General features: G+C 65.7%; 20 protein-coding genes, 1 tRNA gene, 1 other RNA gene and 1 pseudogene. 10 read left to right on the forward strand and 13 right to left on the reverse strand.

All coding sequences use genetic code 11. The features are described 5' to 3' along the window. Positions 1-4: 4 nt before the first annotated feature. From AC5Y21_RS09050 to AC5Y21_RS09060, 3 genes are all read left to right on the forward strand, one after another. Positions 5-1,453, forward strand: a complete 1,449-nt coding sequence (locus AC5Y21_RS09050) for an aldehyde dehydrogenase (protein ID WP_499911477.1) — start codon at positions 5-7, stop codon at positions 1,451-1,453. A 77-nt stretch (positions 1,454-1,530) separates the two neighbouring features. Next, the gene (locus AC5Y21_RS09055; protein WP_499911479.1) at positions 1,531-1,917 is read left to right on the forward strand and encodes a PPOX class F420-dependent oxidoreductase; all 387 of its coding nucleotides are present in this window, start codon (positions 1,531-1,533) and stop codon (positions 1,915-1,917) included. Positions 1,918-2,109: 192 nt separating this feature from the next. After that, complete coding sequence (locus AC5Y21_RS09060; protein WP_499911481.1) at positions 2,110-2,814, forward strand: sensor domain-containing protein; 705 nt, start codon at positions 2,110-2,112, stop codon at positions 2,812-2,814. 10 nt (positions 2,815-2,824) lie between these two features. Here the strand turns inward: AC5Y21_RS09060 and AC5Y21_RS09065 are convergent, their stop codons facing one another. After that, the gene (locus AC5Y21_RS09065) at positions 2,825-3,634 is read right to left on the reverse strand and encodes a fructosamine kinase family protein (RefSeq protein WP_499911786.1); all 810 of its coding nucleotides are present in this window, start codon (positions 3,632-3,634) and stop codon (positions 2,825-2,827) included. Positions 3,635-3,648: 14 nt separating this feature from the next. Here AC5Y21_RS09065 and AC5Y21_RS09070 point away from each other — a divergent pair, with 14 nt between their 5' ends. Both AC5Y21_RS09070 and AC5Y21_RS09075 read left to right on the forward strand, forming a co-directional pair. Continuing rightward, a complete protein-coding gene (locus tag AC5Y21_RS09070; RefSeq protein ID WP_499911483.1) occupies positions 3,649-4,434 on the forward strand; it encodes an SDR family NAD(P)-dependent oxidoreductase in 786 nt (261 codons plus the stop codon). Between the two features lie 61 nt (positions 4,435-4,495). Beyond that, positions 4,496-4,636 (forward strand): hypothetical protein, encoded by a 141-nt coding sequence (locus tag AC5Y21_RS09075; RefSeq protein WP_499911485.1) that lies wholly within the window; start codon positions 4,496-4,498, stop codon positions 4,634-4,636. A 6-nt stretch (positions 4,637-4,642) separates the two neighbouring features. Here the strand turns inward: AC5Y21_RS09075 and AC5Y21_RS09080 are convergent, their stop codons facing one another. The 7 genes and pseudogenes from AC5Y21_RS09080 to AC5Y21_RS09110 form a co-directional block, all read right to left on the reverse strand. After that, complete coding sequence (locus AC5Y21_RS09080; RefSeq protein WP_499911487.1) at positions 4,643-5,620, reverse strand: SDR family NAD(P)-dependent oxidoreductase; 978 nt, start codon at positions 5,618-5,620, stop codon at positions 4,643-4,645. Positions 5,621-5,695: 75 nt separating this feature from the next. Further along, positions 5,696-6,418 carry a cutinase family protein gene (locus AC5Y21_RS09085; protein ID WP_499911489.1) on the reverse strand — a complete coding sequence of 241 codons (723 nt, stop codon included), beginning with the start codon at positions 6,416-6,418 and terminating at the stop codon, positions 5,696-5,698. Between the two features lie 189 nt (positions 6,419-6,607). Then, complete coding sequence (locus AC5Y21_RS09090; protein ID WP_499911491.1) at positions 6,608-6,781, reverse strand: CsbD family protein; 174 nt, start codon at positions 6,779-6,781, stop codon at positions 6,608-6,610. 104 nt (positions 6,782-6,885) lie between these two features. After that, positions 6,886-7,050, reverse strand: a pseudogene (locus AC5Y21_RS09095) (CsbD family protein); the annotation flags it as partial. Positions 7,051-7,164: 114 nt separating this feature from the next. Next, positions 7,165-8,220: an NAD(P)H-dependent amine dehydrogenase family protein gene (locus AC5Y21_RS09100; protein WP_499911498.1), complete on the reverse strand. Its 1,056-nt coding sequence runs from the start codon at positions 8,218-8,220 to the stop codon at positions 7,165-7,167. A gap of 30 nt (positions 8,221-8,250) precedes the next feature. After that, on the reverse strand, positions 8,251-9,387 hold the full coding sequence (locus tag AC5Y21_RS09105) for a hypothetical protein (RefSeq protein ID WP_499911500.1): 1,137 nt from the start codon (positions 9,385-9,387) through the stop codon (positions 8,251-8,253). Then, a complete protein-coding gene (locus AC5Y21_RS09110; RefSeq protein ID WP_499911502.1) occupies positions 9,384-10,703 on the reverse strand; it encodes a hypothetical protein in 1,320 nt (439 codons plus the stop codon). Before AC5Y21_RS09110 ends, AC5Y21_RS09105 begins: the two co-directional genes overlap by 4 nt. A gap of 84 nt (positions 10,704-10,787) precedes the next feature. Here AC5Y21_RS09110 and AC5Y21_RS09115 point away from each other — a divergent pair, with 84 nt between their 5' ends. Next, positions 10,788-11,126: a hypothetical protein gene (locus tag AC5Y21_RS09115; RefSeq protein ID WP_499911503.1), complete on the forward strand. Its 339-nt coding sequence runs from the start codon at positions 10,788-10,790 to the stop codon at positions 11,124-11,126. 3 nt (positions 11,127-11,129) lie between these two features. On the opposite strand, the gene AC5Y21_RS09120 is transcribed toward AC5Y21_RS09115, so the two are convergent. From AC5Y21_RS09120 to AC5Y21_RS09130, 3 genes are all read right to left on the reverse strand, one after another. Continuing rightward, positions 11,130-12,509, reverse strand: a complete 1,380-nt coding sequence (locus tag AC5Y21_RS09120; protein ID WP_499911505.1) for a CHAT domain-containing protein — start codon at positions 12,507-12,509, stop codon at positions 11,130-11,132. Next, positions 12,506-14,254, reverse strand: coding sequence for an ATP-binding protein (locus AC5Y21_RS09125; RefSeq protein ID WP_499911507.1), 1,749 nt, complete (start codon positions 14,252-14,254; stop codon positions 12,506-12,508). The genes AC5Y21_RS09120 and AC5Y21_RS09125 overlap by 4 nt, the downstream gene beginning before the upstream one ends. 94 nt (positions 14,255-14,348) lie before the next feature. Further along, the gene (locus tag AC5Y21_RS09130; RefSeq protein ID WP_499911509.1) at positions 14,349-14,822 is read right to left on the reverse strand and encodes a lipoprotein LpqH; all 474 of its coding nucleotides are present in this window, start codon (positions 14,820-14,822) and stop codon (positions 14,349-14,351) included. 135 nt (positions 14,823-14,957) lie between these two features. Here AC5Y21_RS09130 and AC5Y21_RS09135 point away from each other — a divergent pair, with 135 nt between their 5' ends. Then, positions 14,958-15,704 (forward strand): enoyl-CoA hydratase/isomerase family protein, encoded by a 747-nt coding sequence (locus AC5Y21_RS09135; RefSeq protein ID WP_499911511.1) that lies wholly within the window; start codon positions 14,958-14,960, stop codon positions 15,702-15,704. 178 nt (positions 15,705-15,882) lie between these two features. Here AC5Y21_RS09135 and lucA read toward each other — a convergent pair whose 3' ends face one another. Next, positions 15,883-16,809 carry a lipid uptake coordinator LucA gene (gene lucA, locus AC5Y21_RS09140; protein ID WP_499911513.1) on the reverse strand — a complete coding sequence of 309 codons (927 nt, stop codon included), beginning with the start codon at positions 16,807-16,809 and terminating at the stop codon, positions 15,883-15,885. 92 nt (positions 16,810-16,901) lie between these two features. Continuing rightward, a tRNA-Ser gene (locus AC5Y21_RS09145) sits at positions 16,902-16,987 on the reverse strand. An 80-nt stretch (positions 16,988-17,067) separates the two neighbouring features. On the opposite strand from AC5Y21_RS09145, the gene ffs reads away from it, so the two are divergent. From ffs to AC5Y21_RS09160, 3 genes are all read left to right on the forward strand, one after another. Beyond that, an RNA gene (ffs, locus tag AC5Y21_RS09150) (signal recognition particle sRNA small type) lies at positions 17,068-17,162 on the forward strand. 59 nt (positions 17,163-17,221) lie between these two features. Beyond that, positions 17,222-18,517, forward strand: coding sequence for an aspartate aminotransferase type Ic (locus AC5Y21_RS09155; protein WP_499911515.1), 1,296 nt, complete (start codon positions 17,222-17,224; stop codon positions 18,515-18,517). 120 nt (positions 18,518-18,637) lie between these two features. Then, on the forward strand, positions 18,638-20,449 hold the full coding sequence (locus tag AC5Y21_RS09160) for a DNA polymerase III subunits gamma/tau (protein ID WP_499911517.1): 1,812 nt from the start codon (positions 18,638-18,640) through the stop codon (positions 20,447-20,449). The last annotated feature ends 1 nt before the right edge of the window (position 20,450 follow it).

The following is a 20,450-nucleotide window of genomic DNA, read 5'->3' on the forward strand; positions in this document are numbered from 1 at the left end:
GAATATGTACGACAGGGACCAACTCTTCATTGACGGCAAATGGGCTCAGCCGGAGACTGACGCGGCTATCGAGGTGATCTCGCCGCACAGCGAGAACACCATCGGCCGAGCCGCCTGCGCGGGACCGGCGGATGTGAACCGGGCCGTCGACGCGGCCCGGGCGGCGTTCGACAGCGGACCGTGGCCGCGGATGCAACCCGCCGAACGAATCGAGGCGATCACCCGCCTGGCCGGGATCTACAACGAGCGGCGGGCTGACATGGCCGCATTGATATCGGCCGAGATCGGCGCACCGATCTCGTTCGCGAAGCGGGCGCAGGTCCGATTGCCGCTGACGATGATGTCGGCATTTTGCGGATTGGCGGGGAGTTACGAGTGGCAGCAGACCCGTCCGGGGTTGTACGGCAAGGACATTCGAATTCTCAAGCAACCAGTGGGCGTCGTCGCCGCGATAGTGCCGTGGAACATGCCGCAGTTCCTCACCGTCGCCAAGGTGGTGCCCGCGTTGCTCGCCGGATGCACGGTGGTGCTCAAGCCCGCGCCGGAGTCGGTCCTCGATGCCCAGCTGCTGGCCGAATTCGTTGCGGCAGCCGACTTTCCAGCCGGAGTGCTGAACGTGCTGCCCGGCGGTAGCGATGTCGGCGAACTTGTGGTGAGCCATCCCGGCGTCGACAAGGTCTCCTTCACCGGATCCACGGCGGCCGGCCGGAAAGTGGCCCTGGCCTGCGCGGCGGGCCCCAAGCAGGTGAGCCTCGAACTGGGCGGCAAGTCGGCGGCCATCGTGCTCGACGACGCCGACCCCACGGCCGCGGCGGCCGGGATTCAGATGGCCAGCCTGGCCAATAGCGGCCAGGTGTGCAACGCGCTGAGCCGGATCCTGGTGCCGGAGGCGCGCAAGGACGAGCTCGTCGACGCATTGGCGGCCGGGATGCAGGCGATGACGGTCGGAGACCCCGCCGATCCCAACACCCAGATCGGCCCGCTGGTGGCGCAGCGCCAGCAGGAACGGGTCCGCGGCTACATCGAATCAGGCAAAAGCGAAGGGGCACGCCTGGTGACCGGCGGCAGCGAGCTGCCCGACGGTCTCGACACCGGCTGGTACGTACGGCCGACGTTGTTCAGCGATGCGCATAACGACATGCGGATCGCGCGTGAAGAGATTTTCGGGCCGGTGCTGACCGTCATTTCCTACCGTGACGAGGACGAGGCGCTCCGGATTGCCAACGACTCCGAATACGGGCTGGCCGGTTCGGTATTCACCGCCGACGTCGAGCGCGGATACGCCGTCGCGGCACGGGTGCGCTCCGGCACGTTCGGCGTCAACGAGGGCTACATCATGGACCCTGCCGCTCCGTTCGGCGGCGTCAAGAACAGCGGCTATGGCCGCGAACTGGGAACCGAGGGAATTGACAGTTACACCGTCAGCCAATCGATTTCGGCCGCATCCAGCTGAATAGAGCTCGCCACGTTTAATGAACTACCAGCCGGGGGTATTTGGACTCAGATTCCCACCGACCGGAGAGATAGCGCGTGGCTACCAGCTTCCAGGACGTCATCAAGTCCAAGTACCTGCTGTTGACGACATTCACCAAAGACGGCCGCCCCAAGCCGACGCCGATCTGGGGAGTGCCCGATGGTGACAAGCTGTTGGTCATCACCGACGACGGGTCGTGGAAAACCAAGCGGATCAACAACACACCCAGGGTGACGGTCGCCAAGAGCGGGGGGTTGGGCAACCCGAAGAGCGAAGAGGTTGAGGCCGTCGCGCGGATCCTGCCGAAGTCGGAGACTCGGCGAATCTACAACGCCGTGCTCAAGCGGTACTGGTACCACTCGTGGTGGTTCTACGCGCACTCGATGATCCGCGGTGGCATCGACAAGGTGCACGTCGGTCTCGAGATCAAACCAGCGGCTTAACACTGGAGGGCTGTCCGTGGCCCGGCTCCGATGACAAAGGAATCCAGCCGATTCCAGCTTGGCGCTCGGCAATCCGAATTCGCAACCCGCCGCTATGGCGATCGACGCTCCTAGGGCGCCAACCAGAACTGTCATATCATGCCGATAGCGAGGCGTGATAATTCTTTATGGATTCCAAGTGGGGATGAAAATATGCGCCGATTGATCGCCGCAGTTGTCATTACAGTTCTCTGCATTTTCATCGCCGGCTGTCACAGCCAGCCCAGCCAAGGCGGTAAATCGTCGACCACCAAGTCGACCACCGCCTCAAAACCTCCGCCGCCTTTCGCCGAGGCTGCGCTGAGGGGATTTCTGCTGAGCCCCGAGGAGATCAACGCAGCCATGGGGACAACCGATATCAAGGGCACGAACAGCCGCGACGCGATGCCTGATGACAGCGCCACGATGACGCCTAAGGAGTGCTTGGCCATCGACGGCGCGGCGCAGGCCCAGGTCTATGCCAACAGCGGTTTCATGGCCGTGCGCGACCAGGCATTCAACCGCCAGGAGGGCGAGACTAACTTGACTCATTTCGTCGAGCAGGCAGTGGTTCTATTCCCCACCGCCAAACAAGCCGGCGACTTCTTCACCGCCTCCACCCAGCAGTGGCCGGCGTGCCACGACTACACCCACATCCAGTCCAAGACGCAGTGGACCGTGGGCGCGATATCCAATACCAACGGCGTTCTGAGCACCACCTCGACTCTGCAGAACCCCCCTTCCACGGGCTGGAAGGCTTGCGGACGGGCGCTCACCGTGAAAAACAACGTCATAATCGACGTCAACACATGCAGCGTCGATCCGAAGAATTCGGCTGTCGACATCGCGAATCAGATCACTGCGAAAGTGCGGCCGTAGACGAGGGCGGTCAGGTAGCCAGCACTGCGCGGGCGACGGCATGGGTCCGCGTCGCGTACCCGCCGCCGAACAGCACGACATGTGCCAGCAGTGGGAAGAGCTGGTGCAGGCCAATGCGGTTGCGCCAGCCGGGTTTCAGCGGTCGCACCTGCTGGTAGCCGTCAAGGATGGCCTCGTAGTGCGGGCAGTCGAACAGCGCGAGCATCGCCAGGTCGCACTCCCGGTGCCCGGCATGCGCGGCCGGATCGATCAATACCACCCCGTCGGGAGTCCACATCACGTTGCCACCCCACAGATCGCCGTGTAGCCGAGCCGGATGGTCGTCGTCGTCGAAGTCGCCTGCACGGCAACGTTTTACGACGGCGTCGATTATGGTACGGGTGGAGGCGTCGAGCCGCGCCGCGGCGAGCTCGGCCATCGGGACCAGACGCTCCTCGGCGTAGAAGTCGCCCCAGTGGCGGTGTCCCCGTAGCGACATCGGCAGTGGCTGTGACAGCGGCCCGAAGAATCCCGGCCCGTCCCATCCGTCGGGTCCGGCGCCGAACGCGCCGGCTCCGGCATCGTGCGTGATCGCGAGTTGGCGGCCGAACGCCTGCGCCGCGTCGGCGCTCGGAGCCACCGAATCAAGCCGTCGCAGCGTCAGGCTGTCCGAGCGGACAGAAACAACGTCTGCACAGTGCACGCCGCCGTCGACACTGGAAAGCCATTGCAGTCCCGCGGCTTCCCACGCGAAGTAGCGGCTAGGCGCGCTTGGATGGCGCTTGACGAAGTCGGCGGTCATGGCGGTTCGACTGTAGTAGCGTCGTGCCCGCCGGGGCAGGCGTAGGAGTGCGAATGGATCTGCATCTATCGGGCAAGACTGCCGTGGTCACCGGCGCCAGCAAAGGCATCGGATTCGCGGTCACCAAGGCCCTGGTCGAGGCGGGCGCACACGTGATAGGTGGAGCACGGACCCGGGGCGAGGGCCTGGCGGCGCTCGAGGAGATCGGGCAGGTGTCGTTCGTGCAAGTGGACCTGTCTCAGCCCGGTTCCGCCGAGGAACTGATCGCGGCGGCGGCCCGGCGCGGCGGAATCGACGTTCTGGTCAACAACGTTGGCGGTGCCACGGTATATCCGGGCGGATTCGCCAGCATCAGCGACGACCAGTGGCAAGCGTGCTGGGATCTGAACGTCATGGGCGTCGTGCGGCCCACCCGCGCGGCGCTGCCAGAGTTCGAAAGGCGTGGCGGCGGTTCTATCGTCATCATCGGTTCGATCAGCGCCTACCTCCCGGGCCCCGAGACCTACAACTACTGTGCCGCCAAGGCCGCCGTCACCAATATTGCAAAAGCACTATCAAAAGAGTTGGCGCCAGGGAACATTCGCGTCAACTCAGTCAGCCCGGGTGCGGTATCGACCAGACGGTGGATGGAGCAGGGCGGGCCGGCCGACACGTTCGCCGCGGCCAACGGCCAGACGCCCGACGAGGTCAGGTCAGAGCTCGCCAGCGCTGCGCCGACGGGCCGGTTCACCACTCCTGAAGAAGTCGCGGACCTCGTCGTCTTCCTGGCCAGCGACCGCGCCGGAAACACCACCGGATGCGACTACCGCATCGACGGCGGGTACGTGGCCACCCTCTGAAATCGGTTCGGGAACGGCCGCGTTTGGGACATTGCCGCTTAGGCCTGCCACCATGGAGGACGTGACCACCGCAATCATCGTGGTGACGCTGGTACTGCTGGCGCTCGGCATCGTGATCAACCAGCTGTTCCGGCTGAAAGATTGGCTGAAGAACACGCCTGCGCCTGAGCGGCCCATTGAGCCGCCAGATGAGGATGCCTAGCTCGCTCTACGCGCGCAGGGCTGCGATGGTGTCGGCCAGGGTGGTGCGTGGATCTCGATAGGTGATGCCGAGTTCTTGCTCGCTCGGCGAATCGTCGGACTCCGGCATCTGCGTGTAGTACTGCATGCCCGCCGCGGTGAACGGATTGTCGAACGGCAGATAGGGTCCCGCGCGGTCCAGCAACGTTCCCGCGACCCGCAGCACGGTATCGGGAACCGGCACGCTCACCATTGGCGTCTTGGCGGCCTGGCCGAGCATGTTCGCCAACTCCGCCACCGCAACCCGATGCCCGCCCACCATGTAGCGGCGCGGTCCGCGCCCCGGTTCCAGTAGCGCCGCATGCACCGCGGCCACATCGCGGACGTCGATGACCAGCCATGCCGCGTTCCGGCCGGGGATGGTGTGAATTTGCAGCGCCGCCTTGACGCCCTCGCCGGCCTCACCGAATTGGTCGCCGACCGGCGGACCGAGAACCATGCCGGGATAGGTGATGTTCACCGGCGCCCCTGCATCCTGCAGCCCGCGCGCGTAGATCTCGACCTGCGCCTTGGAGATGCCGTAGCCATCGGTTCCGCCGACCACCGGCAGATCGGCCGTCAGCGTCTCCAACTCGGGATGAAACAGCGCCGTGAAGCTCGACACGTGCACGATCGGATCGAGTCCGAGTTGGACGGCCTGCCCGAGGACGTTGCCGGCGCCCTCCATGTTCGTGCTGAGCATCTGCGGCGTCTGGCGCGGATCGGTTGCGACCAGGGCGGCACTGTGTACGACGGCGTCGCATCCGGTTAACGCCTTGCGCACCGAGTCGCGGTCCTTGATGTCACCGACGATGTGGTCCGACACGTCGACGCCGAGCTTGGCGACCGATGTTTCCAGCTTGGCCGGGGTCCGGACCAGGAAGCGCACCGAGTGACCCGCGTCAGCAATGGCCTTGGCGGTCCAGCCGCCGACGAATCCTGTACCGCCTGTTACCAGAACACGCATGATGCGATGTTAGGCGAGCAGACGCAAAAGCCCCCAAACCGTAGCTTTCGAGGAGCTTTTGCGATCTGGCCGCGCCTAGAGGTGATTGGCTGCGTAGGTCGCGGCTTCGTTGGTCATGCCGTTCGCCGCGTAGAGGGTGTGCTCCACATTGGGGCTGCCGCTGCCCGGGGTGCAAATCCCGTCGCCCGGGGCGCACAGCTCGAGGGTCTTGGGCTGGTAGAGCGGCCCGATAGCGATCGGTGGCGCGCCGTACTGCTGGAGGAACTGATCCGACGGAGTCCCGAACAGCGTGACCGCGGCGACGTGATTTGCGATCTCCGCCGGCATCGGCTTCGGCACCGCGGATGCGGGCACGCCCGGCGGAACGGCGGCCGACGTGACGTAACCGGCCACTGCCGCGCCTTGCGAATATCCGCCGAGTACCTCGCGGGTCTTCGGGCAGTTCGCCGCCATGGACTCGATGTGATTGCCGGCGTCCCTGATGCCGTCGATGACCGTCACCGGGAAATCGGGGCTGGAAAAGTCCGTGCTAGCGGGGTAGTTGACCGGGTACACCGCCAGCGACCTGGATCCGATCTGCGACCGTAGCTCGTCGACGAAGGGGCCCCCGATGCCACCGACGCCCGGTGGCTCGCCGGAGCCGCGAGCAAAGACAACCTCGACATCCGGACACGGATCGGCGGATGCCGCTGGTGCGGGCCCACCCACCAGCGCGGAAGCGAAAGCAGCGGCAGCTACGCCCGTGCCCGCCGCAACCCGGCGCCCCCAACTCGTATCGATCAAATTTCTGACGTGCATATCTCCAACCGTTTCGTATCGTTCGGTCTTGTTCGCTTGGTATTCGGACCCGATAACGGTTTGGATTGCCCGAAGTAGCGGGTCTCAATCTGCGGGCAGGGCTCGGAGCAAAGGCATCTCCGCAGGGCACACAAACGGCCTGCGAGTTAGCCAGGGTGTCGGCGAACTCGCAGGCCGCGGAAAAGCGATCTACTTCTTGAAGGCGTCCTTCACTTTCTCACCGGCGTCTTTCAGGCTGGACTTTGCCTGGTCGCCCCTACCTTCATTCTTCGTGTCGTCGTCGCCGGTGGCCTTGCCGAGAGCCTCTTTGGCCCGGCCGCCCAAGTCGTCGATTTTGTTCTTGATCTTGTCTTCGGTGCTCATGGGATTCTCCTGCTTCTGCTGCGAGCGCGCGGTTGATACGAGCGTTGGCTACCCCGAACCGGCCGATCTTGAACCCGCCGACGTCCGCCAGGTAGCAACGACCCGAATGCATCCTTGACTTTCTCGCCGGCATCTTTGAGATGGGCCTTCGCTTGATCGCGCTGGCCTTCGTACTCGGTACGCCTGTTCCCGGTGACCCTGCCGAGAGTTTCTTTGGCCTTGCCGCCCCAATATTGGGCTTTGTTACTCAGTTTGTTTTCGATGGTCATCATGTTCGACTACCCGACAGCGCGTGACCGTCAAACTTGTGCCGGCGAGCAGACGCAGAAGTACCCGTTTTGGGCTCGAAATGGGGGCTTTTGCGTCTGCTCGGCAACAGTGGGTTAGGTCGGCACGACCCCGCGCGGCAGCGTCAACGGCAGATCGTTGTACGTGGCGATACCCGGTGCCGCGGCGACGACGGCGGGAATCGCATTGATGGGCGGCATGGCCGTCAGGATGTGCCCGATGACCATGAAGTCCTCGATCGTCTCGGCTTGGAAGTATGGCGGCGGCAGGAAGCCGACCTTGGTGGTCACTGTCGGCTGCCCGTCGACCTGGATGACCCAGCCGTCCTGTTCGATCTTCCAGTCCGGTTCGAGTGTCTGGCCCTTGCGCCACCGAACATTGAGGTCTATCAACGTCTTTTCGCCGACGATGCCCTGCCAGCTGATGTAGGTCCCCGCGACGCATCCCGCGGGTATCGTCCAGGAGCCGAGGTCGAGATCGGCTGTGGTTTGGGCAAATTCGGCGACACAACGCACCTCGTCCAGCTCGACGCCGAGCGCGTCGGCCACCAGCCGCACCGCTTCGCCGAAGATGGCCGTGCCTTTCGCTGCCATCGCCTGCAGCTCCGGGTGATCGATCGGCTGTCCGAAGCCCACGGGTTTCTCGGTCTCTGGTGAGTCATAGAAAGTGGTGTCCGCAGTCTCGTGGACGGTGATCTTGTCGACCCGGTTGCAGACCATCGCCGACACGATGGCCAACAGCTCGGCGAACCCCGGACTGACGCCGGAGCCGAAGATCGTCGACCCGCCTTTCTGGCAGGCCTCCAGGATGCGATCGCGTCCCTCGCCCAGGTTGTGTCCGGTGATGAACGATGCCGTCGTCACGACGTTGACGCCTGCCGAAAGGATGCGGACCAGCTCGTCCGCATCGATCCACATCGGGTTATAGACCACGCAGTCCGGCTTCAGCGCGAGCAGCGCCTCGACGTCGTTCGTAGCCTTGATCCCCAGCGGCGGAATGCCGACCAGCTCGCCGGCGTCCCGGCCCGCCTTTTCAGCAGACCAGGCATAGCAGCCGACCAGTTCGAGCCGGGGGTTGTCGGCTATCGACTGCAGCGAGCTCTTGCCGATATTTCCGGTGGTCCATTGCACGACGCGATAGGTGTTTGGCACTCGCTCAGCATAGGGGGAACGGGGTGTCGCTCAATAGGCGGATTCGGCGGCCAGGATCTCGGCCAGAAAGGCGTCATCCGTGGGCCTGTCCAACCGTGTCCGCGTCCAGCGACGAACCCGCTCTCGCGTCTCGGGTGTCTCCTCCGCATCGGCGCCGACGTGTACCGATGTCGCGGCCCAATCATGGTCCCAGGCAGCCGTTTCGGTCATCGGCCGCTGTTGTGCGTCGACCAGTTCGAGCGTGGTGCGGCCGTCGGCGTCCAGCGCGCCGGAGCCGCTGACGGATCCCGACCGCACCCGCACGCCGATGCCTGTGGCCGGATACGGGCCGATGACGGCCACCCGGACGACGGCGACCACCGCAGCGCCGGCCGCCTGGATACTCCACTCGACGGTGTTTTCGCCGGCGTCGAAGACACCGGGCGGCACCGCGCTCCAGTTGATCGACACGACACCACTGCTGATTCCCGCTGCCTGCGGGCCAGTGTCCGCGCCGGCGGCCAGTGCATAATCGTCCTGACGGCCACTCGGCATCGTTAGAGCCGAATCGTCCAGGGCAGCAAACAGTTCCGGCCAGCCGCTACCGTCCAAGCCGACCTCGTCGGCAAGCTCGGCACCGGCCCGCACCAAGTCGCCTATCCGCGGATCACCGCCGCGCAGATGCGTGCCCAGCGCGGCGGCGTGCGGCTCCAGCAGCTCCGTCACGTCCGAATCCAGTGTGTCGTCGGTGAAGAAGCCCTGCGCACCGGCCGTCAACACCGCGACCTCGGCGTCGAGCAGGGCGCGGTCCAGGCTGACGATGCCATCACGCCGGCTGGCGGGCCACCATCGCCGCAGCCAATGGCCGATGGCCAGCCTGCGGAGCGGTCCCAACGAGCCGGGCACGATGTCGACGCCGCTGAGCTCGATACTGTGCGGGTCGTCGGGGGCGTGACTGTCCACAGCCGATAGCAGCGTGACGTGCCCGGCGTCACCGACGACACGCCAAAGCCAGTCGGCGCGAGACAAATCGGTGAAAGTGATCTGGGTGGCCGCGTCGTCGGGCGGTTCGTCGACCGTCCAGGACAGTACCGCGCCGCTGACCTCCAGCACTGCGACCAATGGCGTTGCAGCGGAGGGGCGGTGCGCCCCGGCTGTCCAAAGGCCGGAATCGGCGACCAACCTCATCCCGCCACCTGCAATTCCAGCATCGACTTGATCCGTTGGCGGTGATCAAGGCTCACCGATCTGGCAACCCCCTCGAGCAGGGACCGCACATCGTCGACGTCTTCGCAGGGCTCTTGCCAGACGTCGCGTCCGTGCAGTCGCGCCCACAGCCGGCTCAAGTAGGGCTGTGCGTAGTTGGCAAGATCGTCGACCACCTGCTGCTGGCGGGGGTGGATGGGGCCGCCCTCGGCGAGATAACGGCGGGCATGCAGCACGTACGCCTCCTTGCGGAGCCGGGCCTGGATCTGTGCGGCCAGCGGGTAGCCGCTCGCGACGGACCGGTCCAGCGGCGCGAGTTCGACGGCCACCTGTATGCCGGTCACTAGCGTGGCTTGTTTGTCCTCTGCCAGCAGCCCCCATGGCGCGCAAGCCCGGTCCACCTCTTCGTCGCACAGCAGCGGGATGTCCGGCAGCGCATCGCGGTCCAGGGCGCGGCGCAACGTCGCACGTACCCGATCAACTACGGCGCGATCCAGCGGGCGATCGCTATCCAGGCCGCCGCGGACTCGCGGCTGCCGTTGGGGCGCAACGGAACTCAACCCCAGATCGACGATGGACCAGGGCAGCCCCGCCGTTTCGACGCGCGCCATCGCGCCCAGGTGATATGGAGTCGCGTCAGCAATCGCGGCCGACCAGGCGCGCTGACGCGCGACGGCCGTCCCGTGGCTATTGGCAGGTCCGAGAACGGTTTCGAGGTGAGCCAGGAACGGGCCGATGACGACCTGTTCGGCACGCACGTCGCGCCAGCTACGGTCCAGCTGTTCGGCCAGCGCGGCGACGACGTCGGGACTTGCCACGTATGCGTTCAGGACTTCGATCGCGGTGCGGTCGCGGCCGTGATGGATGTCGTGCAGTACTGCGGCCGCCGTGTCGCGATCTTCCGGGGCAGGGCTGCCTTTCGTCACCGCGAGTTCGAAGCAGACTGGAAAGTACAGCTCCTGCGCGTTTCCGCTGCGGATCCGCGACCTGCGGCGCTCGAGTTTGAGAACCTCGAACCATGCTGCGGCAGCGCGCAGTTGGGGTGCATTGTGGACGATCGCATCGCGCATGGCTGCGGCGCAGTCCGGGGTGACGACCGGCGCCGAATACTGCGGGTTGGACCGCAAGCGCAGCACCAGCGGGTCGATGATGCGCTTGATCGTCCTGGTCAAGGGCCCGCCGTCGGCACTGCTGAGCACCTCGACACCGGGACCGATTGCGCGCCAGGCGTGCTCGATCACCGCCCGTCGCGGGTGTCCCGCAGTGACAACAGTCGCCAGCTGCGGATCCGCGCTCATCTGCACAGGATAGGTGCATTCCGACGATATCGATAACGGAAAAGTTGGGTTCGGTAGCAGGCAGGCCGCGAAAGCCTGCAGGGCATGAAGATGTCAATGCTCCCCGAGGCAATCACCGGTTGGCTTCCGCACCCGCCGCGCCAGCCGTCCCTGTTTTCAGAAGACGACCGCATTGTCGGAATCGGCACGGTGTGCGATGCGCCCGAAGCGGCTGCCTCCGAACCTAACGTCAGGATTCAGGTGACCAGTGTGGACGGGAAGACGTTCGTCGGCCGCTTGATTCACCATGACGGCGACCCCGCCCTGTCGTGGTTACGTCCAGGAACCGTGCTGTTGGTGGCGTTTGATCCAGCTGCGCGCGAACAGCTTTCGTTGCCCGATGACATACTCGCCGTACGGGCGGCGGAGTCGGCCTCGATTTGAGCGTCACCGCGCTCCGTCGACCGTGAACGTCACCAGCGCGGCCCAATACAGCGGGCTGGCCGTCAGCTCACCATCACGCCAGCGCCGCATCTGCTCCCGTTGCCAGCGGTTCACCGCGCATCCCGCGTCGACGGCTTCGTGTGCGCGATCAACGGCGATGACCACGTCGGCCATCGGGTCGTGCTGGTCACCGCCGGCTACCGCAAACCGGCGGTAGGCCGCGATGGTCGGCAGTGACCATAAGGTGGCGGTCACCAACTGAGCACCGCCGAGAATCATCGCCGCCACCAGGCCGGTCGCTTCGTCGAATTGGTAGTCACCGCCCGACGCGCAGGCCAGCAGGGCTACCCGGGGCGGGATCGGCAGCCGCAAGGACATCAGGTCCGATGCGGTCAGCGGCCGGTGGTCGCCGATCGGTTCGGCGTGGCCGGGAATCGCTGCGGTACAGGCCAAGTGCAGCGCGGCTCGGTCGGCCCGGCCGGCGTGATCGGGATCGACGTCGGCCGAACTCGCGTGCCCGACGTACATGAGCCGACTCGGTGCCTGTGGGGCGTGTGCGAGCAGGCTGGCCAACCACCTGCGATCGGCATCTTGGCGGCGGAACAGCTCCATCGCCGTACCGACGCCGGGCAGGACCGGCCGCTGTTCCATCAGCTCGGCGAAGTGTTGCGGTAACGGCGCCTGCTCCGACGGCCTGCCGAGCACTGAGCCGAGGGCGGAGTCCGGAAGCTGCCCCGGTACCCGGGGATCGAGGACCAGCAGCGGCGGGCCGTCTCGGCTGGCGTCCCATTGCGCAGGGGTGCGGGGCGAGTGCACGATGTTCTGCGGCACCGCCATCAGCACGTCAACGAGTTCCATCAGCCGATAGCCATCGGTGTGCTTACGGATATCGGTTAATTGCCAAGGGATTCGGGCTGCGACAGTACCGGCGGCGGTGAACGCCTCCGCTCGACTACGCACCAATTCCTCTGGGCCCGGCCATGATTTCGGCATCGCCAGCAATCCCCAGGGAACGCGTGCCAGGCGGGTGGTGGGCGAGACGAATAGCGTAGCGCGCGGCGAAGCCACGCACTCCATCAGCAGCTGCCAGCCCGCTACGCCGATCAGCAGCACGCCGAGGATGTAAGCGATCGTCACTTCGGTGTCCGGTGCCGTGAAGGGCCCGCTGGTCAGGGCACGCTCTATGGCATCACGTCGGCCTTCGGTGCCGCGTGGCTCGGGTAAGGCGTCGGCCAATTCCTGTAGTGCCGCAAGCAGAATGGGCTCGTCCACCACCCAGGTCACCGTTCTCGACGGCTGTCCCACCACCCGCAAACTGCCGTACGTGGCGACTCCGACGTCGGCGTATCGCAGGACCAGGGTCAGCCGGTCCGGTTCGCTCATGGCCAGGTCGACCAGGCGGGCTCGGCGGCGGTGACGTCACGGCCGTAGCGTTGCAACGCCAGTTCGCGGTAACGGCTCATGATCGGCGAGGCATTCGGTTGCATCTGCAACGGCGGCAACGGGCCCAGTCGGGTGAGTGTGGACTGACTGGCTGCGCCGCCCACTGAGGCCCCAGCAGCTGCCAGCGCCGGTTCCCAGTCAGCGTCAGTCACTACCGGCGCGGTAGCCGTGGATGCCCAGTCGTCGGCTTCGCGTTGGTGAGGCTCGCTACTGAAAGTCCCTCGTGCACTGTGGTATTCAATCAACTCACTGACCAGCTCGGTGTTGTCCCACTCCCATGCGACGGCGAAGGCACCGGCCAGCATTGGGCCCGAAACATAGATCGCCCAGCGGGACCTGGCGTCGGGGTCGGCGATCGAATAGCGCACCGAATCCACCGCCAACGCGGCCGGCACCTTGAGCTCGGCCGCTTGCTCGAGTTTCGCCATCGCCCGTTGATATTGCTGTGTCTCGACCTCGGTCCGGATGACGCCGAGCGACTCGGCATGTCGCGCTTCGACTTCCCGCCAAGTGTCTGAAGGATCACCGGCGCCGTCGAAACCCAAGTCGGTCAACGCATCGGCCCGCCACACCGTGCCGAGCTGATTGTCCAGCCGGGCGTACTGCAGCCAGCTGCTTCGCGGCGACGAGTCGAGGTATTCTCTGGCCTGCGCGATCAACTCCACCGCTGCCGAGAAGCGGCCGCGGAATATCTCTATCCAGCTGCGTTGCAACAGAATGCGATGGATATGCAGCGGTTTTTCCAATTCACGCCAGTGCCGTTCGGCGTGCTCCCAGCACTGGTCGGCGGCTTCCAGTGCGCCGACTGCCATGCGGGTGAGGCCGAGGTACAGCCAGCACCGCGATACGTCGTGAGCCCGGGCGTGACGGGCGATGACGGGGTAGGCTTCCGACGCCAGTTGTTCCGTAGTGACCTTGTCGTGCGCCGACCAAGATGCGGCTGCACTTTCCAATTGCGTTCTGGCCAAAGCCAGTTCCCAGCCTTTCGTCTGCGCCCGAGCCCCAGCGCGGCGGAGCCACGGTTGGGCCTCCGACGACCGGCCGGTCTCGACGCAGAACCGGCCGTAAGCGGTGGCGGCGGTTACCCTCAAGAAGTCTGCTGCGTCGGTGCTCCCCGTTTGCATTTCCAGCGCGGCGACCACCCTCTCCCACAACGGAACTGACTGCACATGCAGATCGTCGTCGCACAGCGCGGTCGCGCACAGGAGTTGCGCATAGGTGATCAGGTAGGCGTGTTCGTCGGCGAGGGTGGGGACGTCTGCGTGGTCTGCGCCGGCCTGCGCGGCTAGGGCCGCAAGGGCCTGCGCGGCGTGGTCGTGATCGCCTTGTGCGGCAGCCAGGCCCGCTTCCAAAAACTGGGCCCGTCGCGAATATCGGCAGATCATGACGGCGACTTCGGCGTCGGACAACCGCACCTGTTCGGCTGCTTCCGGCACTGCGCCGGCGACGATGCTGGAATAGATCTGCACGCAGTCACGAATACGCCGGATGCATTCTCGTACGCCGTCATTCGCGCCGCGAACCAGATAGATCTCGCCTAATTGTGCGAAAACTTCCAGCAGGAGATCGTCTCGATCGGCTTGCTCGATCTGAGGTATCAGGGACAGCAGCAGATCCCGGGCCGCTGTCTCGTCGGCGGCGAACGCCAAGCGCCGCGCGCGCTCCAATTCCTCGGGGATCGACACGGCTGCATCATAAGTCCGTTGCGGCCGCGGGTGCCCCCGCACGGCCCGAAGCGGCGGATATGCGTTGCACATCCGCCGCCCGGATCGCGGGGCATCAGCCACATGTCGCCTTGATGCTGAAATCCTTGGTGATCATTCCGGCCATCGGGTTCTTCATATCGGCGCCCTGGGCCTGGCCGGTGATGGTGTAGGACTTGCCGTCCACCGCCACTTTGGCGGAGCCCAGGTTCTGGCCCATGTTGTTGGCCACGGACAAGGCGTTGCCATCGACGACGAGTATCAGCGACTCGACCTTCGGAGTGGCTTCGTCGGTCATCACTACGGCCACCGCCTGCTGCTTGCCGGTGGTGGACCCGCTGCCGATGTTGATCTTGCCGCCCTGCTTGACACAGGTCACCGACGCCGGGTCCAAGCCCGCCAGGTCGCTACCGCCGACCTTGACCTGCGCGGCCCCGCCTCCGGCGGAGACACTCGCCGGGCCCGCGGCGGAATGTTCACCGCTCGAACAACCCACCAGGGCCGACGCGCAGCCGAGGCTTGCGATCGCTGCTGCGAGAAGACGTTTCACTGGAGTTCCTTCCGTTATGCGCCGCCCTGTTGACGACGTCGTCCGGGCAAGTACAGAGCGGCCGAAGTGCTACCGATCCCAATTTCGTCGCGCCGACCCGATACTTTGGGCATCGCAGTAGTGAAGGGTGACACCGTGATCGAGATACAGACCGAGGGCACGGTCCGAGTGCTGACCTTTTCGTCGGGCCGCGTCAACGCCATCGATGTCGAATTCGCCAACGATTTGACCGAGGCGATTGGTGAGTTGCAGCGGTCGGGCGCCGGCCCGCTGGTCGTCACCGGTGCCGGGCGGGTGTTCAGCGCGGGGGTTGATCTCAACCGCGTGGTGGCGGGCGGATCTGACTACACCGATCGCCTGATTCCTGCCCTGTCCCAGATGATTCAGGTGATGTTCGGCTATCCGGGGCCGACGGTCGCCGCGATCAACGGAGCCGCCATCGCGGGCGGGTGCGTGTTGGCCTGCACCTGCGATCGACGGCTGATCAGCCCGTCCGTGCAGATCGGGGCATCTGAGGTGCGGGTCGGAGTGCCGTTTCCGGTCGCCGCATTGGAGGTGATGCGGCACGTCTGCGCAGATCGCACCGAGGAAGCGCTGCTGGGCGGGCATATCTATCGAGACGACGAGGCTATCGCCATGGGCATGGCCCACCGCGTCGTCGCCGATGACCTCGTCGAGGCCGCTGTCGAGGAGGCGTCGGGCCTGGGCGATATCCCGGCTGACGCTTATCGCCTGACGAAAGCCCAGCTGCGGAACCCTGTCCTGATGCGGATGCGTGAGGCCGCCGGACTTGACCGCGAGGTCAGTCAGCTGTGGGGAGCAGAGAAGACGCGCAACCTGATCGCCGCGCAACTCGAGCGCCTTCGACGCCGCGACGGCTGAGTCGACGAGTGTGAAGTCACGGCTTTGCCGGTGAATGTACGGCGCGATTTTGGCCCGAAAGCGCGCCGCCAGCTCACGCGGAAAACCCTGCGCTCACGCTCAACGCCCTGAGCTCACACCCAACGCCCTGAGCTCACGCTCAAAGGCCCTGGCGGGCGACGGCCGCGGCCTCCGGCGGCTAGTCCTCTACTGCTACCCCGCCGCCACGTGGACGCCTGCGCCGATGTGTCGTCTTGCCGGTCGGGCGCCGGTTCTGCAGTCTGGCCTTGGGTTTCTCAATGGCTTTGGTGACTTCGCTGTCGTCGGCCACCGGCGCTTCCTGCGTCGCGGCTTCCGCTTCTGGCTTGGGCTTGGGTATTTCGACGGTGGCCTGCGGGCTTTCAGTGCTTTCCGGGGTGGCGTCGACGGTTTCCTCCGCGTCGTCGGCCAGTTCGATTTCATGGGTTTCTTCGGCGGCCTCAGGTTCTTCGGGTTCGCTGAGTTTGACCTCGGTCGTCTCAGCCTCGGCGGCCTCCAAGGCCTCGGTTTCCTCGGCCTCTTCGGCGTCCGTCGCTTCGTCGGCCTCTTCAGTCTCCGCGATCTCGTCGGTCTCGGATTCGGTGTCGTCGCCCTTATCGCGCTTCTTGCGGTCCTTGCGCTTCTGCTTGGGTTCCTTCAACTTGATCGGTTTCGGCGGTGGCGGTGGCAGCTCGGCGATAAACGACAGGTAGAACCCGAAGATGCCGAGCACGGCGATTGCGGCCGCGGCTCCGTAGATGCCGAACAACCACTGCCCGACAGTGTCCAGACTGAGCCAGATCTCGCTGATCGCGGTGCCGAGAATCAGCACCCCGGCCAACACATGGGCCACGATCGACCAGAGCCGTATCGATAGGGCCAGCTGCGGCGTGCCCAGCTCCGGCTTGCGGCTGCGCAACAACGTGAACACCACCGGCAGTGCCGCCAGGCCGATCAGTGCGCCCGCGGCGATCCGGCCCGCCATGCCCAATGCGTGCGGTATATCGCCCATCAGCTCAGACCAGCGGGGCAACACGCAAAGGAAGTAGAGGACACCGGCGATGATCGAAAACGATGCGTGCCACACGATGGCCCACGTGCGTCCCATATGACTCCTCAAGCTGCTGGGCTCAGGCCAGCATAGAGGCCGGCCAGCCCACAATCGTGCATGTCCGCACCTCGACCGAGGGCGATCCCTTGCGGAGGATGCGGGATTTGAACCCGCGAGGGCTGTTAACCCAACCCGCGTTCCAGGCGAGCGCCATAGGCCACTAGGCGAATCCTCCGCCGCCATGGTAGCGGCTGCGTCAACGCCGAGTGTCCTGCAGCCGTGCCCGAGTGCTCCACGCCCAGGTATTACACTCGCCATGGACCCCGCGCGGCGTTTATCCTGTGAACTCCCCCAGGGCCGGAAGGCAGCAAGGGTCAATGGGCTCTGTCGGGTGCGCGGGGTCCCCTCAGTCGGGGGCCGCAGAGCCAGTACCGGCCACAACTTTTGCCTAGGACCGAAAGGCCGTGTAGTGGCGTTCGATTTCCTCAGCCCTGACGAGCTGACCGCCCTGCATTCCCGCCATCAGCAGGAGTATGCGGAGCTGCAGGCCAAGAAGCTGTCGCTGGATCTAACGCGCGGCAAACCGTCCGCAGAGCAGCTCGATCTTTCCAATCAGCTGCTGAGCCTGCCCGGCGACGATTACCGCGACGAGGAGGGCACCGATACCCGCAACTACGGCGGCCTGCACGGCCTGCCCGGACTGCGGGCAATCTTCGGCGACTTGCTGGGCATCCCGGTGCAGAACCTGATCGCGGGCAACAACTCGAGTTTGGAGTTGATGCACGATCTCGTGGCCTTCTCCCTGTTGTACGGCGGCGTCGACTCACCCCGGCCCTGGATTCAGGAGCCAGACGGCGTTAAATTCCTCTGTCCCGTCCCCGGCTATGACCGGCACTTCGCCATCACCGAGACGATGGGCATCGAGATGATCCCAATCCCGATGCTTCAGGACGGTCCGGACGTCGACCTGATCGAGGAATTGGTCGCCGTCGACCCTGCGATCAGGGGCATGTGGGCGGTACCGGTGTTCGGCAACCCCACCGGCATCACCTACTCCTGGGAAACGGTTCGCCGTCTCGTCCAAATGCGGACAGCGGCGCCCGACTTCCGGTTGTTCTGGGACAACGCCTATGCGGTGCACACGCTGACGCTGGATTTCGTCCGTCAGGTCGATGTGCTCGGACTGGCCGCCAAGGCCGGCAACCCCAACCGGCCCTACGTCTTCGCGTCCACCTCGAAGATCACGTTTGCCGGTGCCGGAGTCAGCTTCCTGGGCGGGTCGCTGGGCAACATCGCCTGGTATCTGCAGTACGCGGCGAAGAAGTCGATTGGCCCGGACAAGGTCAATCAGCTGCGGCATCTGCGCTTCTTCGGCGATGCGGACGGGGTACGCCTGCAAATGCTGCGCCACCAGCAGCTGTTGGCGCCGAAGTTCGCGTCGACGCTGGAGATCCTGGACCGGCGGTTGAGTGAATCCAAGATCGCCTCCTGGACCGAGCCGAAGGGCGGCTACTTCGTCAGCCTCGACGTGTTGCCGGGCACGGCGCGGCGGACCGTCGCCCTGGCCAAGGACGCGGGTATCGCGGTTACCGAGGCGGGAGCGTCGTTCCCATACCGAAAAGATCCCGACGACAAGAACATCCGGATTGCCCCCACATTTCCATCGCTGGCGGATCTGCGAAATGCGGTCGACGGGCTGGCGACCTGTGCGCTGCTGGCCGCTTCCGAGTCGCTGCTGGGACTGGCGTCTTCCGCTGCGCGCTGAGTCGGGGCCGTCGCGTGTGCGTTGACGGCTTTGGGTGCCCTACATTCACCCGCGAAGCCGTGACTTCACACTCGTCGCCCGGCCCGGGCTTAAGTCACCGGTCGCCGGTAGCCTGCTGACGTGGCTCTGTACCGCAAGTATCGACCGGCATCGTTCGCCGAGGTGGTGGGGCAGGAGCACGTCACCGAGCCGCTGTCCATCGCGCTGGACGCCGGCCGGATCAACCACGCGTACTTGTTCTCCGGGCCGCGCGGCTGCGGAAAGACCTCGTCGGCCCGCATCCTGGCCCGGTCGTTGAATTGTGCGCAGGGACCGACGGCCAACCCGTGTGGCGTTTGCGAGTCATGCGAGGCGCTGGCGCCCAATGCGCCCGGCAGCATCGACGTCGTCGAACTCGACGCCGCCAGCCACGGCGGCGTGGACGACACCCGCGAGCTGCGCGACCGTGCTTTTTACGCGCCCGCACAGTCCCGCTACCGGGTGTTCATCGTCGACGAGGCGCACATGGTGACCACTGCCGGCTTCAATGCGCTGCTCAAAATCGTCGAGGAACCGCCCGAGCACTTGATCTTCATATTCGCCACCACCGAACCGGACAAGGTGCTGCCGACCATTCGGTCGCGCACCCATCACTACCCGTTCCGGTTGCTGCCGCCGCGCACCATGCGGTCCCTGATCGGTCGGATCTGCGAGCAAGAGGGTGTGCTCGTCGACGATGCGGTGTATCCGCTGGTGATCCGTGCGGGCGGTGGTTCGCCACGCGACACGCTCTCGGTGCTGGACCAGTTGGTGGCCGGAGCCGAAGGCAATCACGTGACGTACCAGCGGGCACTCGGGTTGTTGGGCGCCACCGACGTCGCACTGATCGACGACGCCGTCGACGCCCTCGCCGCGTCAGACACCGCGGCGTTGTTCGGTGCGGTCGAGTCGGTGATAGATGCGGGCCACGACCCCCGGCGCTTCGCCACCGACCTGCTGGACCGGTTCCGCGATCTCATCGTGCTGCAAGCGGTCCCCGATGCGGCAAACCGCGGCGTGGTGGATGCGCCGGAGGATGTGCTGGACCGGATGCGGGAGCAGGCGGCCCGCATCGGGCCGGCGACCCTGACCCGCTACGCCGAGGTGGTGCAAGCGGGGCTGGGTGAGATGCGCGGTGCGACGGCACCGCGCCTGCTGCTGGAAGTCGTCTGCGCGCGACTGCTGCTGCCCTCGGCCAGTGAGGCCGAGTCGGCGCTGCTGCAACGCGTCGAGCGCATCGAGACCCGGCTGGACATGTCGATCCCCGAAGCCGCACCCGCAACCGCGCCGGCACCGACAACCGCGCCAGCGCCGGCGAAGCCGGCAGCATCGCCGCGACGGCCTGCGGCCTCCGAGCCCAAGCGCGACCCGGCGCCCGAACCTGCTCCGGCAGCCGCACCCGCGCCGCCGGCGCCGGCTCCGGAACCGACCCCGGCCCAAGTCCCGGTCCCGGTCCCGGGCGAACCCAACGCGGCTGCGGTGCGAACCATGTGGCAGACCGTGCGCGACAAAGTGCGCCAGCGCAGCCGCACAACTGAGGTGATGCTGGCCGGCGCCACCGTCCGTGCCGTGGAGGGCGACACGCTGGTGCTCACCCATACCTCGGCGCCGCTGGCCAAACGCCTGTGCGAACAGCGCAACGCCGACGTGATCGCCGAGGCGCTCAAAGACGCGCTGGGCGTGAACTGGCGGGTGCGCTGTGAGGCCGGCGCAGCTGTGGCGGCCGAGGCTCCCGCGTTTGCGGCGCGGGAGGAACCACCCGTGCCCGACGCTGATTCCACTCAACGCGACGAAGAGGAGAGCATGCTTGCCGAAGCCGGCAGCAGCGACTCGTCAGAGCCGCGTCGGGATCCAGAAGAGGTTGCGCTCGAACTGCTACAGAACGAGCTGGGCGCGCGTCGTATCGAGGGCTAGG

This window comes from Mycobacterium sp. NGS41 (assembly GCF_059812725.1).